A 22,672-nucleotide genomic window follows, 5' to 3' on the forward strand; every position below is an offset into this window, starting at 1 on the left:
GGTGTTTCGTCCTTCGTTCGAAAAGTTGGTGGGTGCGCCGGCGCCAGGCTCAGGCGGGGATGCCGACGAACACGGCCGAGCCGTCGATCTTCGTCGGGTAGACGTTGACGGGCTGCATCGCGGGAAGGCTCATCGGCTTGCCCGTCTCATAGTTGAACTTCGAGCCGTGCAACCAGCACTCGATGCCGTCGTCGTCGACCTCACCCTCGGACAGGGACACGGCAGCATGAGTGCACGTGTCGTCGAGCGCGTGGATGACGCCGTTCGAGTCCTTCGCGAGGCAGATGATGAGGTCGTCGACGTCGACCTTGATCGCGCCGGGCTGCGGGATCTCCTCGACGCTCGCAAGGTTGACCCACTCGACGTTCTCACTCATGCCTGCTCCTCGACGATCTCCTGCGTCGCCGCGAGCTCGGCCTCGATGGCCTCCATGAGCGGGTCGACGACCTCGGGGACACCGATCTTGTTGATGATGTCCGCGAAGAAGCCACGCACGACGAGACGACGCGCCTCGGCCTCGGGGATGCCGCGTGCTTGCAGGTAGAACAGCTGCTCGTCGTCGAAACGGCCCGTCGAGCTCGCGTGGCCGGCGCCCTCGATCTCGCCGGTCTCGATCTCGAGGTTCGGCACGGAGTCGGCGCGGGCGCCGTCCGTCAGGACGAGGTTGCGGTTGAGCTCGTACGTCTCGATTCCCTCGGCCTCGGCGCGGATCAGCACGTCACCGACCCAGACGGTACGGGCCGTCTCGCCCTGCAGTGCGCCCTTGTACGTGACGAGAGAGGTGCAGCGCGGCGCGTTGTGGTCGACGAACGAGCGGTGCTCGAGGTGCTGACCGGCGTCTGAGAAGTAGACGCCGAGCAGCGTCGCCTCGCCGCCGGGGCCCGCGTAGCGGACGTTTGCGTTAATGCGGACGATGGCGCCACCGAGCGTCACCGCGATGTGGCGGTAGGACGCGTCACGACCGACGAGGGCCGTGTGATCGGCGAGGTGCAGCGCGTCGTCGTCCCAGCGTTGGACGGAGACGAGCGTGAGGTCGGCGCCGTCCTCGGTGATGATCTCGACGTTGGCCGTCACCTGCGCGGAGCCGGTGTGATCGAGGATGACGAGAGCCTTCGAGTGGTGTTTGGCCTCGATGACGACGTGGCCGTTGGCGCGCTTGTCGGCGCCCTCACCGTGGATCGTCAGGCGCACCGGCTGCGTCAGCTCCGCCTCGGCGGGGATGAGGAGGTGGCTCGCGTCCTGCGTGAGCGCGTGCGCGAGCACCGACGCGCGGTCGCCCGGCGTCAGGACGGTGCCGCGCGGGGCCTCGCCGATCGCGAGGGTGCCGGTCTCGAAACCCTCACCCTCGATCGTGACGGTGAGCGCGTCGTCGTCCGTGGCCTTCTCGGCCAGCAGCGGCGAGAGGCGGTCGACGGGGGTGAAGCGCCATTCCTCCTCGCGCCCGCTCGGCACGCCGAAGTCGGCGACGTCGAACGACTTCTTGCGCTCGGCGCGCGACTGGTCCGGCACGAATCCGCCGTCGGTGTGCTGGCCTGCGAGGGTGGCCTGGGAGGTCTTGCCCAGTTCAGAGATCTCGGCGGTCATCAGCCGACGGCTCCTTCCATCTGGAGTTCGATGAGGCGGTTGAGTTCGAGCGCGTATTCCATCGGCAGCTCGCGGGCGATCGGCTCGACGAAGCCGCGGACGATCATCGCCATCGCTTCTTCCTCGGACAGGCCGCGGCTGCGCAGGTAGAACAGCTGGTCCTCGGACACCTTCGAGACGGTCGCCTCGTGGCCCATCTGCACGTCGTCCTCACGGACGTCGACGTAGGGGTAGGTGTCGGAGCGGGAGATCTGGTCGACGAGCAGCGCGTCGCAGACGACGGAGCTCTTCGAGTGTTCGGCGCCCTCGAGCACCTGCACGAGACCGCGGTACGACGTACGGCCACCGCCACGCGCGACGGACTTCGACACGATCGTCGAGCTCGTGTTCGGGGCGGCGTGCACCATCTTGGCGCCGGCGTCCTGGTGCTGGCCCTCGCCGGCGAACGCGATCGACAGCGTCTCGCCGCGCGCGTGCTCGCCCATGAGGAAGACAGCCGGGTACTTCATCGTCACCTTGGAACCGATGTTGCCGTCGATCCACTCCATCGTCGCGCCCTCCTCGCAGGTGGCGCGCTTCGTCACGAGGTTGTAGACGTTGTTCGACCAGTTCTGGATCGTCGTGTAGCGCACGCGTGCGTTCTTCTTCACGACGATCTCGACGACGGCCGAGTGCAGCGAGTCGGTCTTGTAGATCGGCGCGGTGCAGCCCTCGACGTAGTGAACGTACGAGCCCTCGTCGGCGATGATGAGCGTGCGCTCGAACTGGCCCATGTTCTCCGTGTTGATGCGGAAGTAGGCCTGCAGCGGGATGTCGACGTGGACACCCTTCGGCACGTAGATGAACGAGCCACCCGACCACACGGCCGTGTTGAGCGCGGCGAACTTGTTGTCACCGGCGGGGATGACGGTGCCGAAGTACTCGCGGAAGAGTTCCTCGTGCTCACGCAGGCCCGTGTCGGTGTCGACGAAGATGACGCCCTTTTCCTCCAGGTCCTCACGGATCTGGTGGTAGACGACCTCCGACTCGTACTGCGCGGCGACGCCCGCGATGAGGCGCTGCTTCTCAGCCTCCGGGATGCCGAGCTTGTCGTACGTGTTCTTGATGTCCTCGGGAAGCTCGTCCCACGTCGTGGCCTGCTTCTCCGTCGACTTCACGAAGTACTTGATGTTCTGGAAGTCGATGCCCGTGAGGTCGCTGCCCCAGTTCGGCATCGGCTTCTTCTCGAAGAGGCCGAGCGACTTCATGCGCAGCTTCTTCATCCACTCCGGCTCGTTCTTGCGGTCCGAGATGTCCGCGACGATGTCGGGGTTGAGGCCGCGCTTCGCGGATGCGCCGGCGGTGTCGGTGTCCGCCCATCCGTACTCGTAGCGGCCGAGGTCGGCAAGACCCGGGTTGAGCTCTTCGATGGTGCTCATCGCTGCTCCTTCTTGTGGTGGGCGTCGGTCTGGTCGGGGGTGTCGAGGTGGCGGGTTTCGCCGGGCGCGGCGCGCGGTCCTGGCGGGCCGGCGTCCTGCGCTCGTGGCACGGCAGGAGTCGGGATGAACGTCGTGCAGACGTGGTCACCGTGCGCGAGGGAGGCGAGGCGCTGCACGTGCACGCCCAGGACCTCGGAGAACGCGGCACGCTCGGCCTCGCAGAACTCGGGGTGGCTCGCCGCGACGTGCTGCACCGGGCAGTGCCCCTGGCACAGCTGTACGCCGGCGAGCGGGGTTCCCTCCGCGACGGGACGCGTCGAGGCGGCAAAGCCCTGACGGGACAGGGCGCGTGCGAGGGCGTCGGCGCGGGCGTCGGGGTCGTCACCGGCGGCCTCGACGGCGGGACGGACGCTGTGGGCCAACTCGCGGGCGCGTTCCTGCGCGACGGCGACGAGTGCCTGCTCGCCCCCGAGCTCGATGAGGTGCGCGATGACCTGCGAGGCGAGAGCGTCGTAGCCGTCGGGCATCGCGCCGTGGCCGGCTTCGGTGAGGACGTAGGCGCGCGCAGGGCGACCGCGCCGGCGCGCACCTGTCGTCGGGGCCTCGCGTTCGGCGATGAGGCCGTCAGCGAGCAGAGCGTCGAGGTGACGGCGCATGGCCGCGGGCGTGAGGTTCATCCGCTGCCCCAGCTCGGCCGCCGTCACGGGGCCGTGCTCGGAGACGGCCGTACGGACGCGTTCGCGGGTCGAGGTGGCCGGTGCCGTTGCGTTCGAGGCCACCTGCTGCGTGCTCACGTTCGTGGGCGTGTTCATGGTCGACCTCCTTCGCGTGAACGGCTCACACCTAAATTAACAACACCAATGTTGCGTAATTCCCTCGGAGAGTGAAACTGAGGTTCACCTCACCTCGATGCGGGAGTCGACGCGCCCGGGCCCGGCGCCGGGTCGCGCGTAGACTTCACGGGTGCCGAAACTGCCCGCAAGCCCCGACGACGGCGCCGCGACGGCTGCCGTCGACATCCGCGACGTCACGCACGCCTACTCCGGCAACCCCGCCCTGAGCGGGCTGTCGTGGAGTGCTCCCGCCGGTCGAGTGACGGCCGTCCTCGGCCGCAACGGTGCGGGCAAGACGAGCGTCATCGAGATGGCCGAGGGGCTGCGGCGCCCCGATTCGGGCAGCATCCAGGTGCTCGGGGTCGAACCGTGGAACGCCGATGCCGATCATCGCGCGCGCGTCGGTGTCATGCTGCAGGACGGCGGGCTGCCGATGGGAACCAAGCCGATGGCGCTGCTGCGTCACCTCGCGTCGTTCTACCGCGCCCCCCGCGACGTCGATGAGCTCGCCGGGCGCCTGGAGATCCCGTCGTTCAACCGCACGAGCGTGCGACGCCTGTCGGGCGGCCAGCGCCAGCGGGTCGCACTCGCGGCGGCGATGGTGGGGCAGCCCGACCTGCTGTTCCTCGACGAACCCACCGCCGGCCTCGACCCGCACGCCCGCCGCGAGGTGTGGGCGATCATCAGCGACGAACGCGACCGCGGCGCGAGCGCCGTCGTCACGACGCATTCGTTCGAGGAGGCTGAACGCCTCGCCGACCACGTCGTCATCATGAACGCGGGAACATGCGTGGCGCAGGGCCCGCTGGATGCGGTCACCCACGGGCGTGACCTCGAGGACGTCTACTTCGACCTGACGGAGGCCGCGCGATGACCCGCCCCGATTCGACCCCGACGACGTCGGCGTCCTCGACGACATCGATGGCCGAGATGCCCTCCAAGCGCTCGACGGCTGCTGACGCGTCGACCCGGGCGGCTGCGCCCAATCGGCGAATGCGCGCCCAGGCGGCGTTCGAGGGCCGCACGTTGCTCGCGAACGGCGAGCAGCTGCTCGTCTCCTTGCTGCTCCCGGCGATGGCGCTGCTCGGTCTGCACTTCGCCTCGACGCCGGATCTCGGCCCGGGGCGCCGGATCGACCTCGCGACGCCGGGCGTCCTCGCGCTCGCCGTGGTGTCGACGGCGTTCACCGGCCAGGCCATCGCGACGGGCTTCGATCGGCGCTACGGCGTGCTGCGACTGCTCGGTGTGACGCCCCTCGGCAGCCGCGGTTTGCTCGTCGCCAAGGCGGTGGCGGTCGCCGGTGTCGTCGCGGTGCAGACGCTCGTCCTCGGCGGGCTCGGGCTCGTGCTCGGCTGGCACCCGCACTGGGCGGGCGTGCCGCTCGCCGTCGTGTTCCTGCTGCTCGGGTGCTGGGTGTTCGTCGCGCTCGCTCTCGTCGTCGCGGGCCGGCTGCGCGCCGAGGGTGTCCTCGTCGTCGCAAACCTGCTGTGGGTCCTGCTCGCCGTCGGCGGTGGCCTGCTGCTCGCGACCACGCAGTACCCGTCGTGGTGGGAGCCGATCGCGCGCTTCCTGCCCACCGGCGCGCTCGGCGACGGTCTGCGCTCGGCGCTCACCGGCTCGGGAGCGCTGGCGCTCCCCCTCGTCGTGCTCGTCATCTGGGGTGCTGTGCTGACGTTCGCCGCGTCGCGGTTGTTCCGCTGGTCCGACTGAAATTTTTCCTGCTGCGTGGCAAGCGAGCCTTTGCGTAGCGCCCACGTGGCTCCGGCAGGTGGTGACGAAGGTCCCCCGCCCCAGGCGCGACCGCGCGTCCGATATGTGATGGGCGCCCACTACGCTTGGATGTCGTGACTCACTCCTCCCCGATGACGTCCGACGCGGCCGTTGGCGCCGCGCCCGTCGCGCCTCCTGAATCTCGTCCCGTCAACCCGTGGTTGAAGCGGCTGTTCTGGCTCAACCTCGTCGTCGAGATCGGCATCGTCGTGACGGGCGGGCTCGTGCGTCTCACCGGTTCGGGGCTCGGGTGCCCGACATGGCCGCAGTGCGTTCCCGGCTCATACACCCCGGTGCCGGAGCAGGAACAGTCCTGGCACAAGTACATCGAGTTCGGCAACCGGACGCTGACGGGCGTCGTCGGCATCGTCGCCATCGCGCTGTGCCTGGGCATCTTCTTCTGGGCTCGCACGCGTCGTCGCCTGCTCCTGCCCGCCGGGTGCGTCGTCCTCGGCATCGTGCTGCAGGCCGTCGTCGGTGGCATCACGGTTCACATGGATCTCAACCCGTTCATCGTGGCCTTGCACTTCATGCTGTCGATGCTGCTCGTCACGGCGTCCGCGTGGCTCGTGTGGCGTGGGCGTGAGGGCGACGGGCCGAAGCGACCGCTCGTGCCGACGCCCATCGCCGTCGTCGCGAAGGTCGCCGCCGTTCTCGCGTTCGTCGTCCTCGTGCTCGGCACGATGGTGACCGGTTCCGGTCCGCACAGCGGCGACGCCGACGAGCCCGCCCGCACCGGGTGGGACGCGCGGAGCGTCGCGTGGCTGCATGCCGACACCGTCATGCTGTTCTGCGGGCTCGTCGTCGCCGTCCTGCTCTCGCTGCTCGTCCTGCGCAGCCCTGCCACCACGCGACGCACCTGGATCGGCCTGCTCGTCATCACTCTGCTGCAGGGCGTGCTCGGCTACGTCCAGTACTTCACGGGCGTGCCGTGGGTGCCGGTGCTGTTCCACATGCTCGGCGCGTGCCTGCTCGTCACGTGGATGACCTGGGCCCTCTGCTCCCTGCGCGAACGCCCCTGAGACGCCTGCTCCGCCAACTCCCCCTCCACCACGACCCGTCAATCATCGCTGGCGGCGGCGATCGTCGGACCTGACCGGGTGCCGTGAATGTGGACGAAAATCGCAGGGGTGGCCGAGAATTGCGAATGTGGACGGAAATCGCGAACGTGGACATGAATCGCGAGTGTGTCCACCGGACGACGAAGCGGGCCTCACCAGATGGCGGGGCCCGCTTCGTCGTCGAGTCGATGCGTTTCGGTGACTCGGTGTGATCAGCGGATGACCGCGTAGTACCAGATCGGGTCGAGGGCGACGCCGATGAACAGCAGCGTCAGGTAGCTGATCGAGTAGTGGAACAGGCGCATCGGCTTGAGCACCCAGTACGGGGCGCCTTCCTTCGCGCGCTTGAGCAGCATGTGCGCCTCGAGCAGGAACACGGCGCCGGAGACGACGGCGATGACGGCGTAGATCCATCCCATGGGCGCGATCGGGATGAGCGCGAGCGACGTCAACACCGTCACCCACGAGTAGGCGACGATCTGCTTGCCGACGGTCACGTCCTCGGCGATGACGGGCAGCATGGGGACGCCGGCGTTCGCGTAGTCGTCCTTGAAACGCATCGACAGCGGCCAGTAGTGCGGCGGCGTCCAGAAGAAGACGACGAGGAACAGCACGAGCGCCGACCACGACACCGAGTTCGTGACGGCGGACCAGCCGATGAGCACCGGCATGCATCCGGCGACGCCGCCCCACACGATGTTCTGCGACGTGCGGCGCTTGAGCAGGATCGTGTAGAAGCCCACGTACAGCACGATGGCGCCGAGCGAGAGCCATGCGCTCAGCCAGTTGACGAGCAGCCCCAGCCACAGTGTCGCGGCGACGCCGAGCACGAGGCCGAAGATCAGCGCGGCCCGCGGCGTGATCGCCCCCGTGACGAGCGGCCGCCCCTCGGTGCGGTGCATGAGCTTGTCGATGTCGCGGTCGAGGTAGCAGTTGAGCACGTTCGCCGAGGACGCCGACAGCGTGCCGCCGACGAGCGTCGCGACGATCAGCCACGCCTCCGGCACGCCGCGCTCGGCGAGAAACATCACCGGGAACGTCGTGACGAGCAGCAACTCGATGATGCGCGGCTTCGTCAGCGCGATGTAGTCGCCGATCTTCGCCTTGAGCGAGCGGTCACCGACGGGGCCTGTGGCCTCGCGGTTCGGCACAGTCGTGTCCTGTTCGAGCGCTGTCACGGTGTCCTTCATCGGTGCGATCGGGGCAGGCGGACGAGGGTCCGTCTCAGGCCAGTCTACTCAGGGTGACTCGCGACCTCGACGAGGACTAGGCTCGCCTGGAGTTCGATTCCGACACGAAGGAGCCAGACCCGTGACCACGGATCAGTCCACCCCCGAGCGTTCCGACGCACTTGCCCTGCCGAAGGCTGACCAGGCCGGCTGGAGCGACATCGACGTCCGGGCCGTCGACACGGCCCGCCTGCTGGCCGCCGACGCTGTCCAGAAGGTCGGCAACGGCCACCCCGGCACCGCGATGAGCCTGGCACCCGTCGCCTACCTCATCTACCAGAACCTCATGACGTACGACCCCACCGACACCGAGTGGATCGGCCGCGACCGTTTCGTCCTGTCCTGCGGTCACTCCTCGCTCACGCAGTATGTCCAGCTCTACCTGTCCGGTTCGGGACTCGAGCTCGACGACCTGAAGGCGCTTCGCACGTGGGGTTCGAAGACCCCCGGCCACCCCGAGGTGCACCACACCAAGGGTGTCGACATCACGACGGGCCCGCTCGGATCGGGCCTCGCCTCCGCCGTCGGCATGGCGATGGCGCAGCGCCGTCAGAAGGGTCTGTACGACCCGAAGACGCCGGCCGGCGAGTCGCCGTTCGACCACCACGTCTACGTCATCGCCTCCGACGGCGACATCATGGAGGGTGTGACGGCCGAGGCCAGCTCCCTCGCCGGCCACCAGCAGCTCGGCAACCTGACCCTCGTCTATGACGAGAACTACATCTCGATCGAGGACGACACGAACGTCTCCTTCTCCGAGGACGTCGCCAAGCGATACGAGTCGTACGGCTGGGACGTGCGCGTCGTCGACTGGCGCGCCTCCGCGAAGGACGGCGGCAAGTACACCGAGGACGTCGACGCGTTGTTCGAGGCGATCGAAGAGGGCAAGAAGGTCACGGACAAGCCGTCCATCGTCATCCTGCGCACGATCATCGCCTACCCCGCGCCGACGAAGCAGAACACGGGCAAGGCCCACGGTTCCGCGCTCGGTGAGGACGAGATCAAGGCGACGAAGGAGCTGCTCGGCTTCGACCCGGAGCAGACCTTCGAGGTCGACGACGCCGTCATCGCGCACACCCGCAAGGCGATCCAGCGCGGACAGGCCGCTCACGCCGAGTGGACGAAGAAGTTCGACGCGTGGAAGTCGGCGAACCCCGAGGCGGCGAAGCTGCTCGAGCGCGTCCAGGCCAAGAAGCTGCCCGTGAACTTCGACGAGGCCCTCCCGGTCTTCGAGGCCGACGCCAAGGGCATCGCCTCGCGCGCCGCGTCCGGCAAGGTGCTCAACGCACTCGCCGACGTCGTGCCCGAGCTGTGGGGCGGTAGCGCCGACCTCGCCGGCTCGAACAACACGACGATGGACAACCAGCCGTCGTTCATCCCCGCAGAGCGTTCGACGAGCACGTGGAAGGGCAACCCGTACGGCCGTACGCTGCACTTCGGCATCCGCGAGAACGCCATGGGCATGATCCTCAACGGCATCGAGCTCGAGGGCCTGACGCGCGCCTACGGCGGCACGTTCCTCGTGTTCTCCGACTACATGCGTCCCGCGGTGCGCCTCGCCGCCATCCAGCAGATCCCGTCGACGTTCGTGTGGACGCACGACTCGATCGGTGTCGGCGAGGACGGCCCGACGCACCAGCCGATCGAGCACCTGAGCGCGCTGCGCGCCATCCCGAACCTCAACGTCGTGCGCCCCGGTGACGCGAACGAGACGGCTCAGGCGTGGAAGAAGATCCTCGAGACGACGGATGCCCCGACCGGCCTCATCCTGAGCCGTCAGGAGCTGCCGACGCTCGACCGCTCCGAGTTCGCGTCCGCCGAGGGCACCACGAAGGGCGGCTACGTTCTCGCCGACAGCGAGGGCGAGCCGAACGTCATCCTCGTCGCCACGGGGTCGGAGCTGTCGCTCGCCGTCGAGGCGCGGAAGGAACTCGAGGCCAAGGGTGTTGCCACCCGTGTGGTCTCCATGCCGTGCCGCGAGTGGTTCGACGCACAGGACGACTCCTACAAGGAAAGCGTGCTGCCGAAGAACATCAAGGCGCGCGTCGCCGTGGAAGCCGGCCACCCGATGAGCTGGTACGACATCGTCGGCACGGACGGTCGTGTCGTCGGCATCGACCACTTCGGCGCCTCGGCCGACGCCAAGACGCTGTTCACCGAGTTCGGTTTCACGCCCGAGAAGGTCGTCGAGGCCGCCGAAGCATCCATCGCAGCTGTCGAAGGAAAGTGATTCATCCATGACTCAGAACGCCAACACCCAGGCCTTGTCCGACGCGGGCGTCTCCATCTGGCTCGACGACCTCAACCGTCCGATGGTCACCGGCGACGAGCTGTCGAAGCTCGTCGAGACGAACAACGTCGTCGGTGTCACCTCGAACCCGACGATCTTCGCGACGGCCCTGTCCGACGGCTCCGCCTACAACGAGCAGGTCGCCGAGCTGGCAGCAGCCGGCCAGGGCGTCGACGAGGCCGTCTTCGCGATCACGACGAAGGACGTCATGGCCGCGTGCGACATCCTGCGCCCCGTCTACGACGCGACGAACGGTGAGGACGGGCGCGTCTCCATCGAGGTCGACCCGCGCATGGCGCGCGACACCGAGGGCACCGTCACCATGGCGAAGCAGCTGTGGGAGACGATCGGGCGCGAGAACTGCATGATCAAGATCCCGGCGACGGTCGAGGGTCTGCCCGCGATCAGCGCCGTGCTCGCCGAGGGCATCAGCGTCAACGTCACGCTGATCTTCTCCCTCGACCGCTACCGCGGCGTCATGAACGCCTTCCTCACCGGCCTCGAGCAGGCCCGTGAGAACGGCAAGGACCTGTCGAAGATCCGCTCCGTCGCCTCCTTCTTCGTCAGCCGCGTCGACACCGAGTTCGACGCGCGTCTCGACGCCGTCGGCACCGACGAGGCGAAGGCCCTCAAGTCGAAGGCCGGCATCGCCAACGCGCGCCTCGCCTACCAGGCGTTCGAGGAGGTCTTCTCGACGCCGCGCTGGCAGACTCTCGCCGACGACGGCGCGCACGTGCAGCGTCCCCTGTGGGCCTCGACGGGCGTCAAGGACCCGAGCCTGCCGGACACGCTGTACGTGACCGAGCTCGCCGCGCCGAACACGGTCAACACGATGCCGCCGAAGACGCTCGCCGCACTCGCCGACCACGGCACGGTCGAGGGCGACCGCATCACCGGCACCCACGACGAGGCGAAGGCGACGATGGACGCCCTCGAGCACGCCGGCGTCTCCTACGCCGACGTCGTCGACAAGCTTGAGACCGAGGGCCTCGACAAGTTCGAGAAGTCCTGGGAAGAGCTGCTCGGCTCCGTCCGTTCCGAACTCGAGAAGGCAGGCGAGAACAAGTGACCTCCTCCGGTGTCAGCCTCGGCACCGTGGGTGCCGGGGCGGCAGCGATCGACGCTGCCGTCCCGGCGCTCGTCGCCGAGAAGTTCGCGAGCCGACTCTTCGCGCAGGATCCCACGCTGTGGGGTTCCGACGCCGAGTCGGAGGCCGCGAAGCGACTGTCCTGGGTGGGTCTCGCCCGCTCATCCCGTCCTCTCGTCGGTGAGATCGCCGCGCTGCGCGAGAAGTTCACCTCCCAGGGCCTGACGCGCGTCGTCCTGTGCGGCATGGGCGGTTCGTCGCTCGCGCCGGAGGTCATCTGCGCGACGGCGGGTGTTCCGCTCGTCGTGCTCGACTCCTCGCAGCCCGACATGGTGCGCGCCGCCCTCGCCGAGGACCTCGAGCACACCCTCGTCGTCGTCTCGTCGAAGTCGGGCTCGACGGTCGAGACCGACAGCCAGCGTCGCGCGTACGAGCAGGCGTTCGAGGACGCGGGCATCGACCCGACCGAGCGCATCGTCATCGTCACCGACCCGGGTTCGCCGCTCGACGAGAGCTCGCGCGCCGGCGGCTTCACGGTCGTCAACGCCGACCCGAACGTCGGCGGGCGCTACTCGGCCCTCACCGCGTTCGGTCTCGTCCCCTCCGGCCTGGCCGGCGCGGACGTCGAGGCCCTGCTCGACGAGGCCGAGTCCGTCACCGACCTGCTCGCCGAGGACGACGGGGCCAACCCGGGCCTGCAGCTGGGCGCCGTGCTCGGGGGCACCTCTCCCCTGCGCGACAAGGTGATCCTCGCCGATGCCGGGACGCAGATCCCGGGCTTCGGTGACTGGATCGAGCAGCTCATCGCCGAGTCGACCGGCAAGGACGGCAAGGGCCTGCTGCCCGTCGTCGTCGGGCGTGACGAGCCCTCGAGCCTCGCGGCGGACGAGAACCTCGTCCTGCTCACGGCCGAGGACGACGAGCGCACCCCGGAGGGCGACTCCGTCACGACCGTCTCGGGTTCGCTGGGCGCGCAGATGCTGCTGTGGGAGGTCGCGACGGCCGTCGCCGGCCGCCTCATCGGCATCAACCCGTTCGACCAGCCGGACGTCGAGTCGGCGAAGGCCGCGGCGCGCGAACTGCTCGACGCGGGCATGGGCGCCGCTGATGCTCCTGCGTTCGTCGACGGCGCCGTCGAGGTTCGCACGGCGGGCCCCGACTTCCTCGCGGGCGCCGACACGCTCGATGCGGCGCTCCAGGCGCTCGTCGGGCAGCTGACGCCTACGGGTTACCTCGCCGTCATGGCTTACCTCGATCGTCTCGCCGACACCGAGCTGGCCGCGACGCGCGCGCCGCTCGAGAGTGCGCTGGAACGACCCGTCACCTTCGGGTGGGGCCCGCGCTTCCTGCACTCGACCGGCCAGTACCACAAGGGCGGCCCGGCGAACGGTGTGTACCTGCAGATCACGACCGTCGCGGGCGAGGATCTCGCCGTGCCCGGGCGCGACTTCACCTTCGGGCAGTTCTGCGATGCGCAGGCCGGTGGTGACGCCTCCGTCCTCGCCGACCACGGCCGGCCCGTCCTGCGGCTGCACCTCGCCGACCACGACGCGGGCCTGAAGCAGGTCGTCGCGGCCCTGACGAAGATGTCCGGAGGCGAGGCTCGGTGACGCCGCCCACGGAGATCTCCAAGGGCCACAACCCTCTGCGCTCTGAGGAGGACAAGCGCCTACCCCGCATCGCCGGGCCCTGCAGCGTCGTGCTCTTCGGAGTCACGGGTGACCTCGCCCGCAAGAAGCTCATGCCGGCCATCTACGACCTGTTCCACCGCGGTCTGCTGCCGCCCGGTTTCTCCCTCGTCGGCTTCGCCCGACGTGACTGGGAGGACCAGGACTTCATGCAGATCGTCAAGGAGTCGGTCAAGGAGCGTGCGCGCACGGGCTACGACGAGGAGGTCTGGACCAACCTCGCCGACGGCATCCGTTTCGTCCAGGGCACCTTCGACGACGCCTCCGCCTTCGAGAACCTGGCGACGACGCTCAAGGAACTCGAGGACAGCCGCGGCACCGAGGGCAACACGGCCTTCTACCTGTCGATCCCCCCGGGATCGTTCGCGCAGGTCTGCGAGCAGCTCGAGACGGCCGGCCTGACGAAGCCGAGCGAGGCGAAGCCGGACGCGTGGCGCCGCGTCGTCATCGAGAAGCCCTTCGGGCACGACCTCGAGAGCGCGCGCGAGCTCAACGCGATCGTCGAGAGCGTCTTCCCGCCCGACTCGATCTTCCGAATCGATCATTACCTCGGCAAGGAGACGGTGCAGAACATCTTGGCGTTCCGTTTCGCCAACCAGATGTTCGAGCCGATCTGGAACAACAACCACGTCGACCACGTGCAGATCACCATGGCCGAGGACATCGGCATCGGTGGCCGCGCGGGCTACTACGACGGCATCGGGGCGGCGCGCGACGTCATCCAGAACCACCTGCTCCAGCTGCTCGCCATCACGGCGATGGAGCAGCCGCTCACCTTCGACGCGAAGGATCTGCGCACGGAGAAGGAGAAGGTGCTCGCCGCGGTGAAGCTGCCGCAGGATCTCGCAGCCTCGACGGCTCGCGGGCAGTACGCCGAGGGGTGGCAGGGCGCGGAGAAGGTGCCCGGCTTCCTGCAGGAGGAGGGCATCAAGCCCGACTCGCAGACCGAGACGTACGCCGCCGTCAAGCTCGGCATCAACACGCGGCGTTGGGCGGGTGTGCCGTTCTACCTGCGCACCGGCAAGCGACTCGGCAAGCGCGTCACCGAGATCGCCGTCGTGTTCAAGAACGCGGTGACCCCGTTCGACGAGAACCAGACCGAGGAGCTCGGCCGCAACGCCATCGTCATCCGGGTGCAGCCCGACGAGGGTGTCACGATGCGGTTCGGTTCCAAGATTCCGGGCTCGAACGGCTTCGAGGTGCGCGACGTGACGATGGACTTCGGCTACGGCTCGGCGTTCACCGACTCGAGCCCGGAGGCCTACGAACGTCTCATCCTCGACGTGCTGCTCGGCGATCCGCCGTTGTTCCCGCGGCACGAAGAGGTCGAGTTGTCGTGGAAGATCCTCGACCCGATCGAGAACTTCTGGGCCTCGATGGATGCGCAGCCCGATCAGTACGAGTCGGGCACGTGGGGGCCACAGAGCTCCGACGACATGATGGCCCGCGACGGACGCCACTGGAGGATGCCGTGATCGTCAACCTGGACAAGACGTCGACGACGGAGATCTCCAAGAAGCTCGTCCAACTGCGCAACGAGGTCGGCTCGATGACGATCGGGCGTGTCATGACGCTCGTCGCCGTCTGCCGCGGTGAGGACGTCGAGGAGTCGCTGCACGTCGCGGCGGAGGCCACGCGTCTGCACCCGAGTCGCATCATCGCGCTCGTCGCCGACCCGGATGCCGCCGACGCGTGGCTCGACGCCGAGATCCGTCTCGGCGGCGACGCCGGTGCATCCGAGATCATCGTGCTGCGTCTGCACGGTGAACTCGCGCAGCACGGCGCGTCGGCCCTGACGCCGCTGCTGCTCGCCGACTCCCCCGTCGTCGCGTGGTGGCCGATGAAGGCCGACGAGAACATCGGTGAGACCCCGATCGGTCGGATGGCGCAGCGTCGCATCACGGACGCGTCGCTTTCGGCCGACCCGCGCAGCGAGATCCTGCGCCGCGCGATGCACTACACCGCCGGCGACACGGACATGGCGTGGGCCCGGACGACGCGCTGGCGCGGCCTGCTAGCGGGGGCACTCGACGTGCCGCCGTACGAGCCGGTCACGAAGGTCATCGTCACCGGAGCGAGCGACTCGGCCTCCACCGACCTGCTCGGCGGCTGGCTCGGCGTCGAACTCGGCTGCCCGGTCGAGCGTCGAGTCGGTGAACCCGGTCTGGGCCTCATCAGCGTCGAGCTGGAGCGTGCTTCCGGCCCGATCATGCTGACGCGTCACGGTGAGCAGGCGATCCTGAGCCAGCCCGGCCAGCCGGACCGTCAGATGGCGCTGCAGCGCCCGGACGCGGTCGCATCCCTCGCCGAGGAGTTGCGGCGCCTCGACAAGGACGAGGTCTACCGTGACGCCCTCGTGCGCGGCCTGCCGAAGCTCGCCGCCGAGGACGACGCGTGAGCGCTGCGAACGTCGAACGACGCGTGGCGGCGACGAAGGCTGATCTGGCCGACGCGATCGCCGAACGCCTGCGGGAGGTCATCGCCGACGCGGTGGCCTCCCGGGGCGTCGCCCACGTCGTCCTCACGGGCGGGTCGATGGGTGAGGCGAGTGCGCGAGCTCTCGCCCCGCTCGACGACATCGACTGGGCGCACGTGCACCTGTGGTGGGGCGACGAACGGTTCCTGCCCACGGGGGACGCCGAGCGCAACGAGACGCAGGCTCGGGTGGTGCTCATCGACGTCGTCGGCGTGCCCGCGGCGAACGTACACGCCATGGCGGCGTCGGACGGCCCGGACGGTGACGACCTCGACGCGGCCGTTGCGCGCTACCGCGACGAGCTGGCCACGGTGGCGCCACAGTTCGACATCGTCATGCTCGGGATGGGTCCGGACACGCACGTGGCGTCCCTGTTTCCCGGGCACGCGACGACACGCGTCGACGACACCAGCGTCGTCGCGGAGAACGACTCCCCCAAGCCGCCGCCGCAGCGCATCAGCCTCACCTTCCCCGCGCTCAACGCGGCGCGCGAGGTGTGGCTCATGATCGCGGGGGCCGACAAGGCAGACGCGGTGCGCGCAGCGTCGGGTTCGACGGATCGAACCGCTCACCCGGCCTCCGGCGTACATGGACGCGAACGCACGATCTGGTGGCTCGACGAAGCGGCAGCCGGGCCCGGCGCCTGAAGCACCCATCCAACGCGACGAAGCTCGTCACCTCCCGCTGGAGATGACGAGCTTAGTCGCGTCGGCGATCATGGGCGCCGATGGAATCCGTCAGTTGAAGCGTTCGACGAGCCCCAGGCCGATGATGGCGAGGATCCAGATCGTCGCAGCGCCGACGGTGATGCGGTTGAGGTTGCGCTCAGCGCGCGAGGAGCCGCCGAGGTTGGCGCCGGAGCCACCGCCGAACATGTCGGACAGACCGCCGCCGCTGCCCTTGTGCATGAGGATCAACAGCACGAGAAACAGGCTGCTCAGCACGAGCAGGCCCTGCAGCAGGATCTTGACAATGTCCACGAAGAAATCTCACCTCACGACGGGGCGGGCGTGAGCCCGCACGAAATCAGCCCCCAGCGTACCGCGTGCCCGAGCCTCAGGCGTTCTGGTAGGTGCAGATGCCGATGAAGTCGTCAGCGACGAGCGACGCGCCGCCGACGAGGGCACCGTCGACGTCGTCCCCGGCCATGATCTCCGCGACATTGCCCGGCTTCACCGAGCCGCCGTAGAGAACGCGGACCTTGTCCGCGAGTTCCTGCTCGAACGCGTCGGCCAGGGCGACGCGGACGGCGGCGCACACCTCCTGCGCGTCGGCGGGCGTCGCGACCTCGCCGGTGCCGATGGCCCACACGGGCTCGTAGGCGACGACGAGCGTCGACGCCTGCTCGGGCGTGAGACCGGCGACGGCGGCGCGCACCTGGGCGACGCAGTGCTCGACGTGCTCGCCCGCCTGACGGACCTCGAGCGGCTCACCGACGCACAGGATCGGCGTGAGGCCGTGACGGTACGCCGCCTCGACCTTCGCGCGGACGATCTCGTCCGTCTCACCGTGGTACTGACGGCGCTCGCTGTGACCGACGCACGCGTAGGTGCAGCCGAGCTTCGCGAGGAATGCGCCCGAGATCTCACCGGTGTACGCGCCCTCGTCATGCTGCGACAGATCCTGTGCGCCGTAGACGAGCTTGAGCTTGTCGCCGTCGACGAGCGTCTGCACCGAACGCAGATCGGTGAACGGCGGCAGGATGGCGACCTCGACGGCCCCGAAGTCGTGACGCTTGTCCTCCAGGCCCCACGCGAGCTTCTGCACGAGGTGAGTGCCCGCGAGGTGGTCGAGGTTCATCTTCCAGTTGCCCGCCATGAGCGGCGTGCGCGTGTTCTTCGTCGAAGCCATGCCGGCTTCCCCTTTCACGTTGATCGGATACCGCGAACCCCGCCCCCGCCGAAGCGACGGAGGCGGGGTTCGCAGCTGTGGAGGTCAGATCAGCCGAGCACGGAGATGCCCGGCAGTTCCTTGCCCTCGAGGTATTCGAGGCTCGCCCCACCACCGGTGGAGATGTGCCCGAACTGATCATCGGAGAATCCGAGCTGACGCACGGCGGCGGCCGAGTCGCCACCACCGACGACGGTGAGGGCACCGTTCTCGGTGGCCTCGACGAGCGCCTGCGCGACCGCCTTCGTCCCGGCGGCAAACGGCTCCATCTCGAACGCGCCCATCGGGCCGTTCCAGAACACCGTCTTGCAGTCCGTCAGCTTGCTCGCGTACAGCTTCGCCGACTCCGGGCCGATGTCGAGACCCATCTGGTCGGCCGGGATCGCGTCGATCGAGACGACCTCGTGGCCCTTGTCGGCCGCGAACTCCGGCGCGACGACGACGTCGCTCGGCAGCACGATCTCGACGCCCAGCTCCTTGGCCTTCGCGATGTAGCCCTTGACCGTCTCGATCTGCTCGGTGTCGAGCAGGCTCTTGCCGACCTCGTGCCCCTCGGCCGCGAGGAAGGTGAAGACCATCCCGCCGCCGATGAGCAGCCGATCCGCGGTCTGCATGAGGTTCTCGATGACGGCCAGCTTGTCGGCGACCTTCGCGCCACCGAGGATCACGGCGTACGGACGCTTCGGGTTCTCGGTGAGCTGCTTCAGCACCTCGACCTCGGTCTTGACGAGCCCACCCATCGCCGACGGCAGCAGCTGCGCCACGTCGTAGACGGACGCCTGCTTGCGGTGCACGACACCGAAGCCGTCGGAGACGAACACGTCCGCCAGTGACGCGAGCTGCTCGGCGAACTGCTTGCGCTCCGCCTCGTCCTTGCTCGTCTCGCCCGCGTTGAAGCGCAGGTTCTCGAGCAGGGCGACGTCGCCGTCACCGAGGGATTCAACCGTGGAACGCGCCGAGTCGCCGACCGTGTCGGTGGCGAACGCCACGTCCTGACCGAGCAGTTCCGACAGGCGCCCGACGACGGGCTGCAGCGAGTACTTCGCCTCCGGCTCGCCCTTGGGGCGGCCCAGGTGCGCGACGACGACGACGCGAGCGCCGGCCTTCGTCAGCTCCTGGATCGTCGGGACGGACGCGCGGATGCGGCCGTCGTCGGTGATCGTCGAACCGTCGAGCGGGACGTTGAGGTCGCTGCGCAGCAACACTGTCTTGCCGCGCAGATCACCCAGATCGCTGATCGACTTCACGCCTGACCCCGATCAGAGGGAGGAGCCGACGAGCGTGGTCAGGTCGACGAGGCGGTTGGAGTAACCCCACTCGTTGTCGTACCAGCCGACGACCTTGACCTGGTTGCCGATGACCTTCGTCAGACCGGAGTCGAAGATGCAGGAGGCCGGGTCGGTGACGATGTCCGTCGAGACCAGCGGGTCCTCGGTGTACTGCAGGTAACCCTTGAGCGGGCCCTCGCTCGCGGCCTTCTTGACGATCTCGTTGACCTCTTCGACGGTCGTCTCGCGCGGAGCCTCGAACGTCAGGTCGGTCGCCGAGCCTGTGGGGGTCGGCACACGCAGCGCGTAACCGTCGAGCTTGCCCTTGAGCTCCGGCAGCACCAGCGCGACGGCCCTGGCGGCACCCGTCGAGGTCGGAACGATGTTGATCGCGGCGGCGCGGGCGCGACGCGGGTCGCTGTGCGGCGCGTCGTGCAGACGCTGGTCACCCGTGTAGGCGTGGATCGTCGTCATGAGGCCACGCTCGATGCCGAGGCCGTCGTTGAGGGCCTTGGCCATCGGGGCGAGGCAGTTCGTCGTGCACGAGGCGTTCGAGATGATCGTGTGCTTCGACGCGTCGTACTGGTCGTCGTTGACGCCCATGACGATTGTGATGTCCTCGTTCTTCGCCGGGGCGGAGATGATGACCTTCTTCGCGCCACCGGTGAGGTGCGCCTTGGCCTTCTCGGCGTCCGTGAAGAAACCGGTGGACTCGATGACGACGTCGGCGCCGACCGAGGCCCAGTCGAGCTTCGCCGGGTCCTTCTCGGCGAACGCGGCGATCTTCTTGCCGTCGACCGTGAGGAAGTTCTCGTCGTAGGAGACCTCGCCGTCGAAACGGCCGAGGATCGAGTCGTACTTGAGGAGGTTGGCGAGCGTCTTGTTGTCGGTGAGGTCGTTCACCGCCACGATCTCGACGTCTGCGCCCGAGGCCTTCACGGCCCGGAAGAAGTTGCGGCCGATGCGGCCAAAGCCATTGATACCAACGCGGACGGTCACTTGAGGACCCTGCCCTTCCCTAGGAATCGAGTGCTCACGCGCCCAGAAAGGCGCGAGGTCTTTCAACACCTCCACTCTATGACACGCAGGCGGGCCGCGGGGCACCGCGGGGCAGGTTACCGGTCAGTCAGGCCGCTGACCGGGGCGCGGCAGGGTCAGTCGTCCTCGAGCATGTCGGGCGTGAGGTTCGCGTCGGTGCCGGGGATGCCCTGATCGGCGGCGCGCTTGTCGGCCATCGCGAGCAGCCGGCGGATGCGTCCGGCGACGGCGTCCTTCGTCATCGGTGGGTCGGCGAGGGCGCCGAGCTCCTCGAGGCTCGCCTCCTTGTGCTCGATGCGCAACTCACCGGCCTGACGAAGATGATCGGGCACGTCCTCGCCGAGGATCTCCATCGCCCGCGCGACGCGGCTGCCCGCGGCGACGGCAGCGCGCGCCGAACGGCGCAGGTTGGCGTCGTCGAAGTTCGCGAGACGGTTCGCGGTGGCCCTCACCTCACGGCGCATGCGGCGTTCCTCCCACACGAGGCGCGCGTCCTCGGCGCCCATGTGGGTGAGCATCGCGCCGATCGCCTCGCCGTCACGGATGACGACGCGGTCGACGCCGCGCACCTCACGCGCCTTTGCGGGCACACCCAGCCGGCGCGCCGCGCCGACGAGGGCGAGGGCGACTTCGGAACCGGGACAGGTGATCTCCAGCGACGACGAACGGCCCGGCTCGGTGAGCGAACCGTGGGCGATGAACGCGCCGCGCCACGCGGCGGCGGCGTCGTCGAGGGTGCCGTTGACGATCTTCGGCGGCAGCCCGCGCACCGGGCGGCCCTTCGCATCGACGAGGCCGGTCTGCACGGCGAGCTCGGGCTTGGCGACGCGCACGAGATACGTCGTCTGACGACGGATGCCGCCGGCACTCATGACGGCGAGCTCGCTCGTGTGACCGTAGAGCTGCGTGATGTTCGTACGCAGACGACGCGCGGCGACGCCGGTGTCGAGCTCCGCCTCGACGACGACCCGCCCGGCGACGAGGTGCAGCCCGCCGGCGAAGCGCAGCATGGCCGCGACCTCGGACTTGCGGGTCTGCTGCGGCGTCACCACCACCCGGGCCAGCTCGTCCTTGACCGCTGCCGTCATCGCCATGTCGTCGTGCACCTTCCTCGTCGATCGCCCTGCGGGACGAAGGATCTATTGTGCCGAACGCGCGGCACCCGGCCCAAACGGGTGATCACGCGCGACGCCGCGCCTGGGCGCGGGCGGCCGATTCCATGACGTCGCGGTACGCCGTCGCGAGGCGCAGGGTGTCGTGGACGCCGGCGCTCTCCTGGTCGGCGACCGGCTTGTAGACGACGCTCGCGCCCAACGCGGCCGCCGACGACTCGAGCGCCTCGCGGGCGCGGGCGTCATCACCGACGACGCCCGGGTCGGCGAGGATCGCGTCGAGGTGAAGGGCCGGAGCATGGGCCGCGAGCACCTCGAGGTGATCGCTGGCCGAGAAACCGGAGGTCTCGCCCGTGTCCATCTGCACGTTGAGCGTCAGCATCCGCTTCGCCTTCGTCTGCACGAGCGCGTCGAGCAGGTCGGGCACGAGCAGGTGCGGCATGACGGAGGTGAACCACGAACCCGGCCCGAGGATGACCCAGTCGGCGTCGAGCACCGCGTCGATCGCCTCGCGGCACGGCTGCGGCGGGTCGGGGAACAGGCGCAGGTTGAGCACGGTGCCCGGCGTCTGCGCGACCGCGACCTGGCCGGAGACCTCGCGCACCCCGTCTGGATCTGCGGGGTCGGCGCCGCGGACTTTGGCGTCGATGCGCAACGGCTGCAACGACATGGGCAGGACGCGCCCGCGCGCGCTGAGCAGGCGCCCGACCATGTCGAGACCCTGGATCGGGTCTCCCAGCGAATCCCACAGCCCCGCGATGAGCAGGTTGCCGAGGGCGTGCCCGCCGAGCGGGCCCTCGCCGGGGAAGCGATGCTGCAGCGCATCACGCCAGGCGATGCCCCACTGGGAGTTGTCGCACAAAGCGGCCAGCGCCATGCGCAGGTCGCCGGGCGGGAGGATGTCGTACTCCTCGCGCAGGCGCCCCGAAGAGCCCCCGTCGTCGGCGACGGTGACGATGGCGGTAATCTTGTCCGTCACGAGACGCAGGGCCTCCAGCGAGGCGAACAGGCCATGCCCCCCACCGAGGGCCGCGACCGCGGGGCGCTTCACTCCCGCCCCAGATCACGGTGGACGACTAGGGTCCCGAGCTGATCGGAGGCGAGGCGCTTCGCCAGTTCCTCGGCCATCGCGACACTGCGGTGCTTGCCGCCGGTGCAGCCGACGGCGAGCGTGACGTAGCTGCGCCCCTCGCGCAGGTAGCCCTGCGTCATCGGTTCGAGCAGCGCGAGGACGCCGTCGAGGAACTCACGGGCCCCCGGCTGACCGAGGACGAAATCACGCACGACCTCGTCCTTTCCGCTGAACGGGCGCAGCTCCGGGTTCCAGAACGGGTTCGGCAAGAAACGCATGTCGAAGACGAGGTCGGCGTCGAGCGGGATGCCGTACTTGAACCCGAAGCTCATGACGGCGACGCGCAACGCCGGCCCGCCCGTGTCGCCGACGAGCTCGTGCACCTTCGCGGACAGTTGGTGGACGTTGAGACCGCTCGTGTCGATGAGGATGTCGGCGTTCGAGCGCAGGTCGCGCAAGATCTCACGTTCGCGGATGATGCCGTCCAGCATGCGCCCCTCGCCCTGCAACGGGTGCGGTCGGCGCACCGACTCGAACCGGCGCACGAGCGCCTCGTCGGTCGCGTCCATGAACACGACCGACGGGCGCCAGCCGTCGTCACGCAGACGTTCGAGGCCCGCGCGGAAGTCGGTGAAGAACGCGCGGCTGCGGACGTCGACGACGGCGGCGAGGCGCGGGACGTCCTCCGCGCTCGCGTCGACGAGCCCGGCGAGGTCGGGCAGCAGCTGAGGCGGCAGGTTGTCGACGACGTACCAGCCCTGATCCTCGAGCACGTTCGCGGCCGTCGAGCGGCCGGCGCCGCTCATGCCGGTGACGATCATCAACTCCGCGCGCGGTGGGTGTGACATGGCTGCCT

Annotated in this window: 21 protein-coding genes; 9 read left to right on the top strand and 12 right to left on the bottom strand. The window is 68.9% G+C overall.

All coding sequences use genetic code 11. The annotated features are described in order from the left end of the window. Positions 1-49: 49 nt before the first annotated feature. Genes NQ706_RS03545 through NQ706_RS03560 form a run of 4 tightly spaced genes read right to left on the bottom strand, consistent with a single transcriptional unit; the run spans position 50 to position 3,814 of the window. The gene (locus NQ706_RS03545; protein ID WP_038568280.1) at positions 50-376 is read right to left on the bottom strand and encodes a non-heme iron oxygenase ferredoxin subunit; all 327 of its coding nucleotides are present in this window, start codon (positions 374-376) and stop codon (positions 50-52) included. Beyond that, positions 373-1,584: a Fe-S cluster assembly protein SufD gene (gene sufD, locus NQ706_RS03550; protein ID WP_038568283.1), complete on the bottom strand. Its 1,212-nt coding sequence runs from the start codon at positions 1,582-1,584 to the stop codon at positions 373-375. The genes NQ706_RS03545 and sufD overlap by 4 nt, the downstream gene beginning before the upstream one ends. Further along, positions 1,584-3,002 (bottom strand): Fe-S cluster assembly protein SufB, encoded by a 1,419-nt coding sequence (sufB, locus tag NQ706_RS03555; RefSeq protein WP_006945377.1) that lies wholly within the window; start codon positions 3,000-3,002, stop codon positions 1,584-1,586. Before sufB ends, sufD begins: the two co-directional genes overlap by 1 nt. After that, on the bottom strand, positions 2,999-3,814 hold the full coding sequence (locus tag NQ706_RS03560; protein WP_404360402.1) for a helix-turn-helix transcriptional regulator: 816 nt from the start codon (positions 3,812-3,814) through the stop codon (positions 2,999-3,001). Before NQ706_RS03560 ends, sufB begins: the two co-directional genes overlap by 4 nt. 151 nt (positions 3,815-3,965) lie before the next feature. On the opposite strand from NQ706_RS03560, the gene NQ706_RS03565 reads away from it, so the two are divergent. From NQ706_RS03565 to NQ706_RS03575, 3 genes are all read left to right on the top strand, one after another. Continuing rightward, complete coding sequence (locus NQ706_RS03565; protein ID WP_051805890.1) at positions 3,966-4,709, top strand: ABC transporter ATP-binding protein; 744 nt, start codon at positions 3,966-3,968, stop codon at positions 4,707-4,709. Then, positions 4,706-5,545, top strand: coding sequence for an ABC transporter permease (locus tag NQ706_RS03570; RefSeq protein WP_081873660.1), 840 nt, complete (start codon positions 4,706-4,708; stop codon positions 5,543-5,545). The genes NQ706_RS03565 and NQ706_RS03570 overlap by 4 nt, the downstream gene beginning before the upstream one ends. Before the next feature lie 134 nt (positions 5,546-5,679). Next, positions 5,680-6,627: a heme A synthase gene (locus tag NQ706_RS03575; RefSeq protein WP_235181918.1), complete on the top strand. Its 948-nt coding sequence runs from the start codon at positions 5,680-5,682 to the stop codon at positions 6,625-6,627. A gap of 251 nt (positions 6,628-6,878) precedes the next feature. Here NQ706_RS03575 and NQ706_RS03580 read toward each other — a convergent pair whose 3' ends face one another. Beyond that, positions 6,879-7,856 (bottom strand): heme o synthase, encoded by a 978-nt coding sequence (locus tag NQ706_RS03580; protein WP_038568290.1) that lies wholly within the window; start codon positions 7,854-7,856, stop codon positions 6,879-6,881. A gap of 121 nt (positions 7,857-7,977) precedes the next feature. Here NQ706_RS03580 and tkt point away from each other — a divergent pair, with 121 nt between their 5' ends. Genes tkt through pgl form a run of 6 tightly spaced genes read left to right on the top strand, consistent with a single transcriptional unit; the run spans position 7,978 to position 16,083 of the window. Continuing rightward, positions 7,978-10,125 carry a transketolase gene (gene tkt, locus NQ706_RS03585; protein WP_038568293.1) on the top strand — a complete coding sequence of 716 codons (2,148 nt, stop codon included), beginning with the start codon at positions 7,978-7,980 and terminating at the stop codon, positions 10,123-10,125. A 7-nt stretch (positions 10,126-10,132) separates the two neighbouring features. Beyond that, complete coding sequence (gene tal, locus NQ706_RS03590) at positions 10,133-11,254, top strand: transaldolase (protein WP_038568295.1); 1,122 nt, start codon at positions 10,133-10,135, stop codon at positions 11,252-11,254. Then, complete coding sequence (locus tag NQ706_RS03595) at positions 11,251-12,882, top strand: glucose-6-phosphate isomerase (RefSeq protein WP_038568298.1); 1,632 nt, start codon at positions 11,251-11,253, stop codon at positions 12,880-12,882. The genes tal and NQ706_RS03595 overlap by 4 nt, the downstream gene beginning before the upstream one ends. Then, on the top strand, positions 12,879-14,435 hold the full coding sequence (gene zwf, locus NQ706_RS03600) for a glucose-6-phosphate dehydrogenase (protein WP_038568301.1): 1,557 nt from the start codon (positions 12,879-12,881) through the stop codon (positions 14,433-14,435). The genes NQ706_RS03595 and zwf overlap by 4 nt, the downstream gene beginning before the upstream one ends. Next, the gene (locus NQ706_RS03605; RefSeq protein WP_038568303.1) at positions 14,432-15,358 is read left to right on the top strand and encodes a glucose-6-phosphate dehydrogenase assembly protein OpcA; all 927 of its coding nucleotides are present in this window, start codon (positions 14,432-14,434) and stop codon (positions 15,356-15,358) included. The genes zwf and NQ706_RS03605 overlap by 4 nt, the downstream gene beginning before the upstream one ends. Next, the gene (pgl, locus tag NQ706_RS03610; protein ID WP_051805893.1) at positions 15,355-16,083 is read left to right on the top strand and encodes a 6-phosphogluconolactonase; all 729 of its coding nucleotides are present in this window, start codon (positions 15,355-15,357) and stop codon (positions 16,081-16,083) included. The genes NQ706_RS03605 and pgl overlap by 4 nt, the downstream gene beginning before the upstream one ends. A 90-nt stretch (positions 16,084-16,173) precedes the next feature. Here the strand turns inward: pgl and secG are convergent, their stop codons facing one another. The 7 genes from secG to rapZ form a co-directional block, all read right to left on the bottom strand. Continuing rightward, on the bottom strand, positions 16,174-16,416 hold the full coding sequence (gene secG / locus NQ706_RS03615; protein WP_006945467.1) for a preprotein translocase subunit SecG: 243 nt from the start codon (positions 16,414-16,416) through the stop codon (positions 16,174-16,176). Positions 16,417-16,492: 76 nt separating this feature from the next. Continuing rightward, positions 16,493-17,287, bottom strand: a complete 795-nt coding sequence (gene tpiA / locus NQ706_RS03620; protein ID WP_038568306.1) for a triose-phosphate isomerase — start codon at positions 17,285-17,287, stop codon at positions 16,493-16,495. 89 nt (positions 17,288-17,376) lie between these two features. Beyond that, positions 17,377-18,573: a phosphoglycerate kinase gene (locus NQ706_RS03625; RefSeq protein ID WP_038568309.1), complete on the bottom strand. Its 1,197-nt coding sequence runs from the start codon at positions 18,571-18,573 to the stop codon at positions 17,377-17,379. A gap of 12 nt (positions 18,574-18,585) precedes the next feature. Then, positions 18,586-19,593 (bottom strand): type I glyceraldehyde-3-phosphate dehydrogenase, encoded by a 1,008-nt coding sequence (gap, locus tag NQ706_RS03630; RefSeq protein ID WP_038568312.1) that lies wholly within the window; start codon positions 19,591-19,593, stop codon positions 18,586-18,588. Between the two features lie 155 nt (positions 19,594-19,748). Then, complete coding sequence (gene whiA / locus NQ706_RS03635) at positions 19,749-20,726, bottom strand: DNA-binding protein WhiA (RefSeq protein ID WP_038570925.1); 978 nt, start codon at positions 20,724-20,726, stop codon at positions 19,749-19,751. A gap of 85 nt (positions 20,727-20,811) precedes the next feature. Further along, positions 20,812-21,795 (bottom strand): uridine diphosphate-N-acetylglucosamine-binding protein YvcK, encoded by a 984-nt coding sequence (yvcK, locus tag NQ706_RS03640; RefSeq protein ID WP_006945440.1) that lies wholly within the window; start codon positions 21,793-21,795, stop codon positions 20,812-20,814. Next, positions 21,792-22,664, bottom strand: a complete 873-nt coding sequence (rapZ, locus tag NQ706_RS03645) for an RNase adapter RapZ (protein WP_038570927.1) — start codon at positions 22,662-22,664, stop codon at positions 21,792-21,794. Before rapZ ends, yvcK begins: the two co-directional genes overlap by 4 nt. Positions 22,665-22,672: the final 8 nt, after the last annotated feature.

Origin of the sequence: Dermacoccus sp. BD5, assembly GCF_044878485.1 — a bacterium.
Lineage (GTDB): Bacteria > Actinomycetota > Actinomycetes > Actinomycetales > Dermatophilaceae > Dermacoccus > Dermacoccus nishinomiyaensis.

Coding starts and splice junctions, on each gene's coding strand:
- rapZ (WP_038570927.1), bottom strand. CDS start 22,664: ATGTCACACCCACCGCGCGCGGAGTTGATGATCGTCACCGGCATGAGC.
- sufB (WP_006945377.1), bottom strand. CDS start 3,002: ATGAGCACCATCGAAGAGCTCAACCCGGGTCTTGCCGACCTCGGCCGC.
- sufD (WP_038568283.1), bottom strand. CDS start 1,584: ATGACCGCCGAGATCTCTGAACTGGGCAAGACCTCCCAGGCCACCCTC.
- NQ706_RS03545 (WP_038568280.1), bottom strand. CDS start 376: ATGAGTGAGAACGTCGAGTGGGTCAACCTTGCGAGCGTCGAGGAGATC.
- tal (WP_038568295.1), top strand. CDS start 10,133: ATGACTCAGAACGCCAACACCCAGGCCTTGTCCGACGCGGGCGTCTCC.
- whiA (WP_038570925.1), bottom strand. CDS start 20,726: ATGGCGATGACGGCAGCGGTCAAGGACGAGCTGGCCCGGGTGGTGGTG.
- NQ706_RS03560 (WP_404360402.1), bottom strand. CDS start 3,814: ATGAACACGCCCACGAACGTGAGCACGCAGCAGGTGGCCTCGAACGCA.
- NQ706_RS03580 (WP_038568290.1), bottom strand. CDS start 7,856: ATGAAGGACACCGTGACAGCGCTCGAACAGGACACGACTGTGCCGAAC.
- tpiA (WP_038568306.1), bottom strand. CDS start 17,287: ATGGCTTCGACGAAGAACACGCGCACGCCGCTCATGGCGGGCAACTGG.
- NQ706_RS03570 (WP_081873660.1), top strand. CDS start 4,706: ATGACCCGCCCCGATTCGACCCCGACGACGTCGGCGTCCTCGACGACA.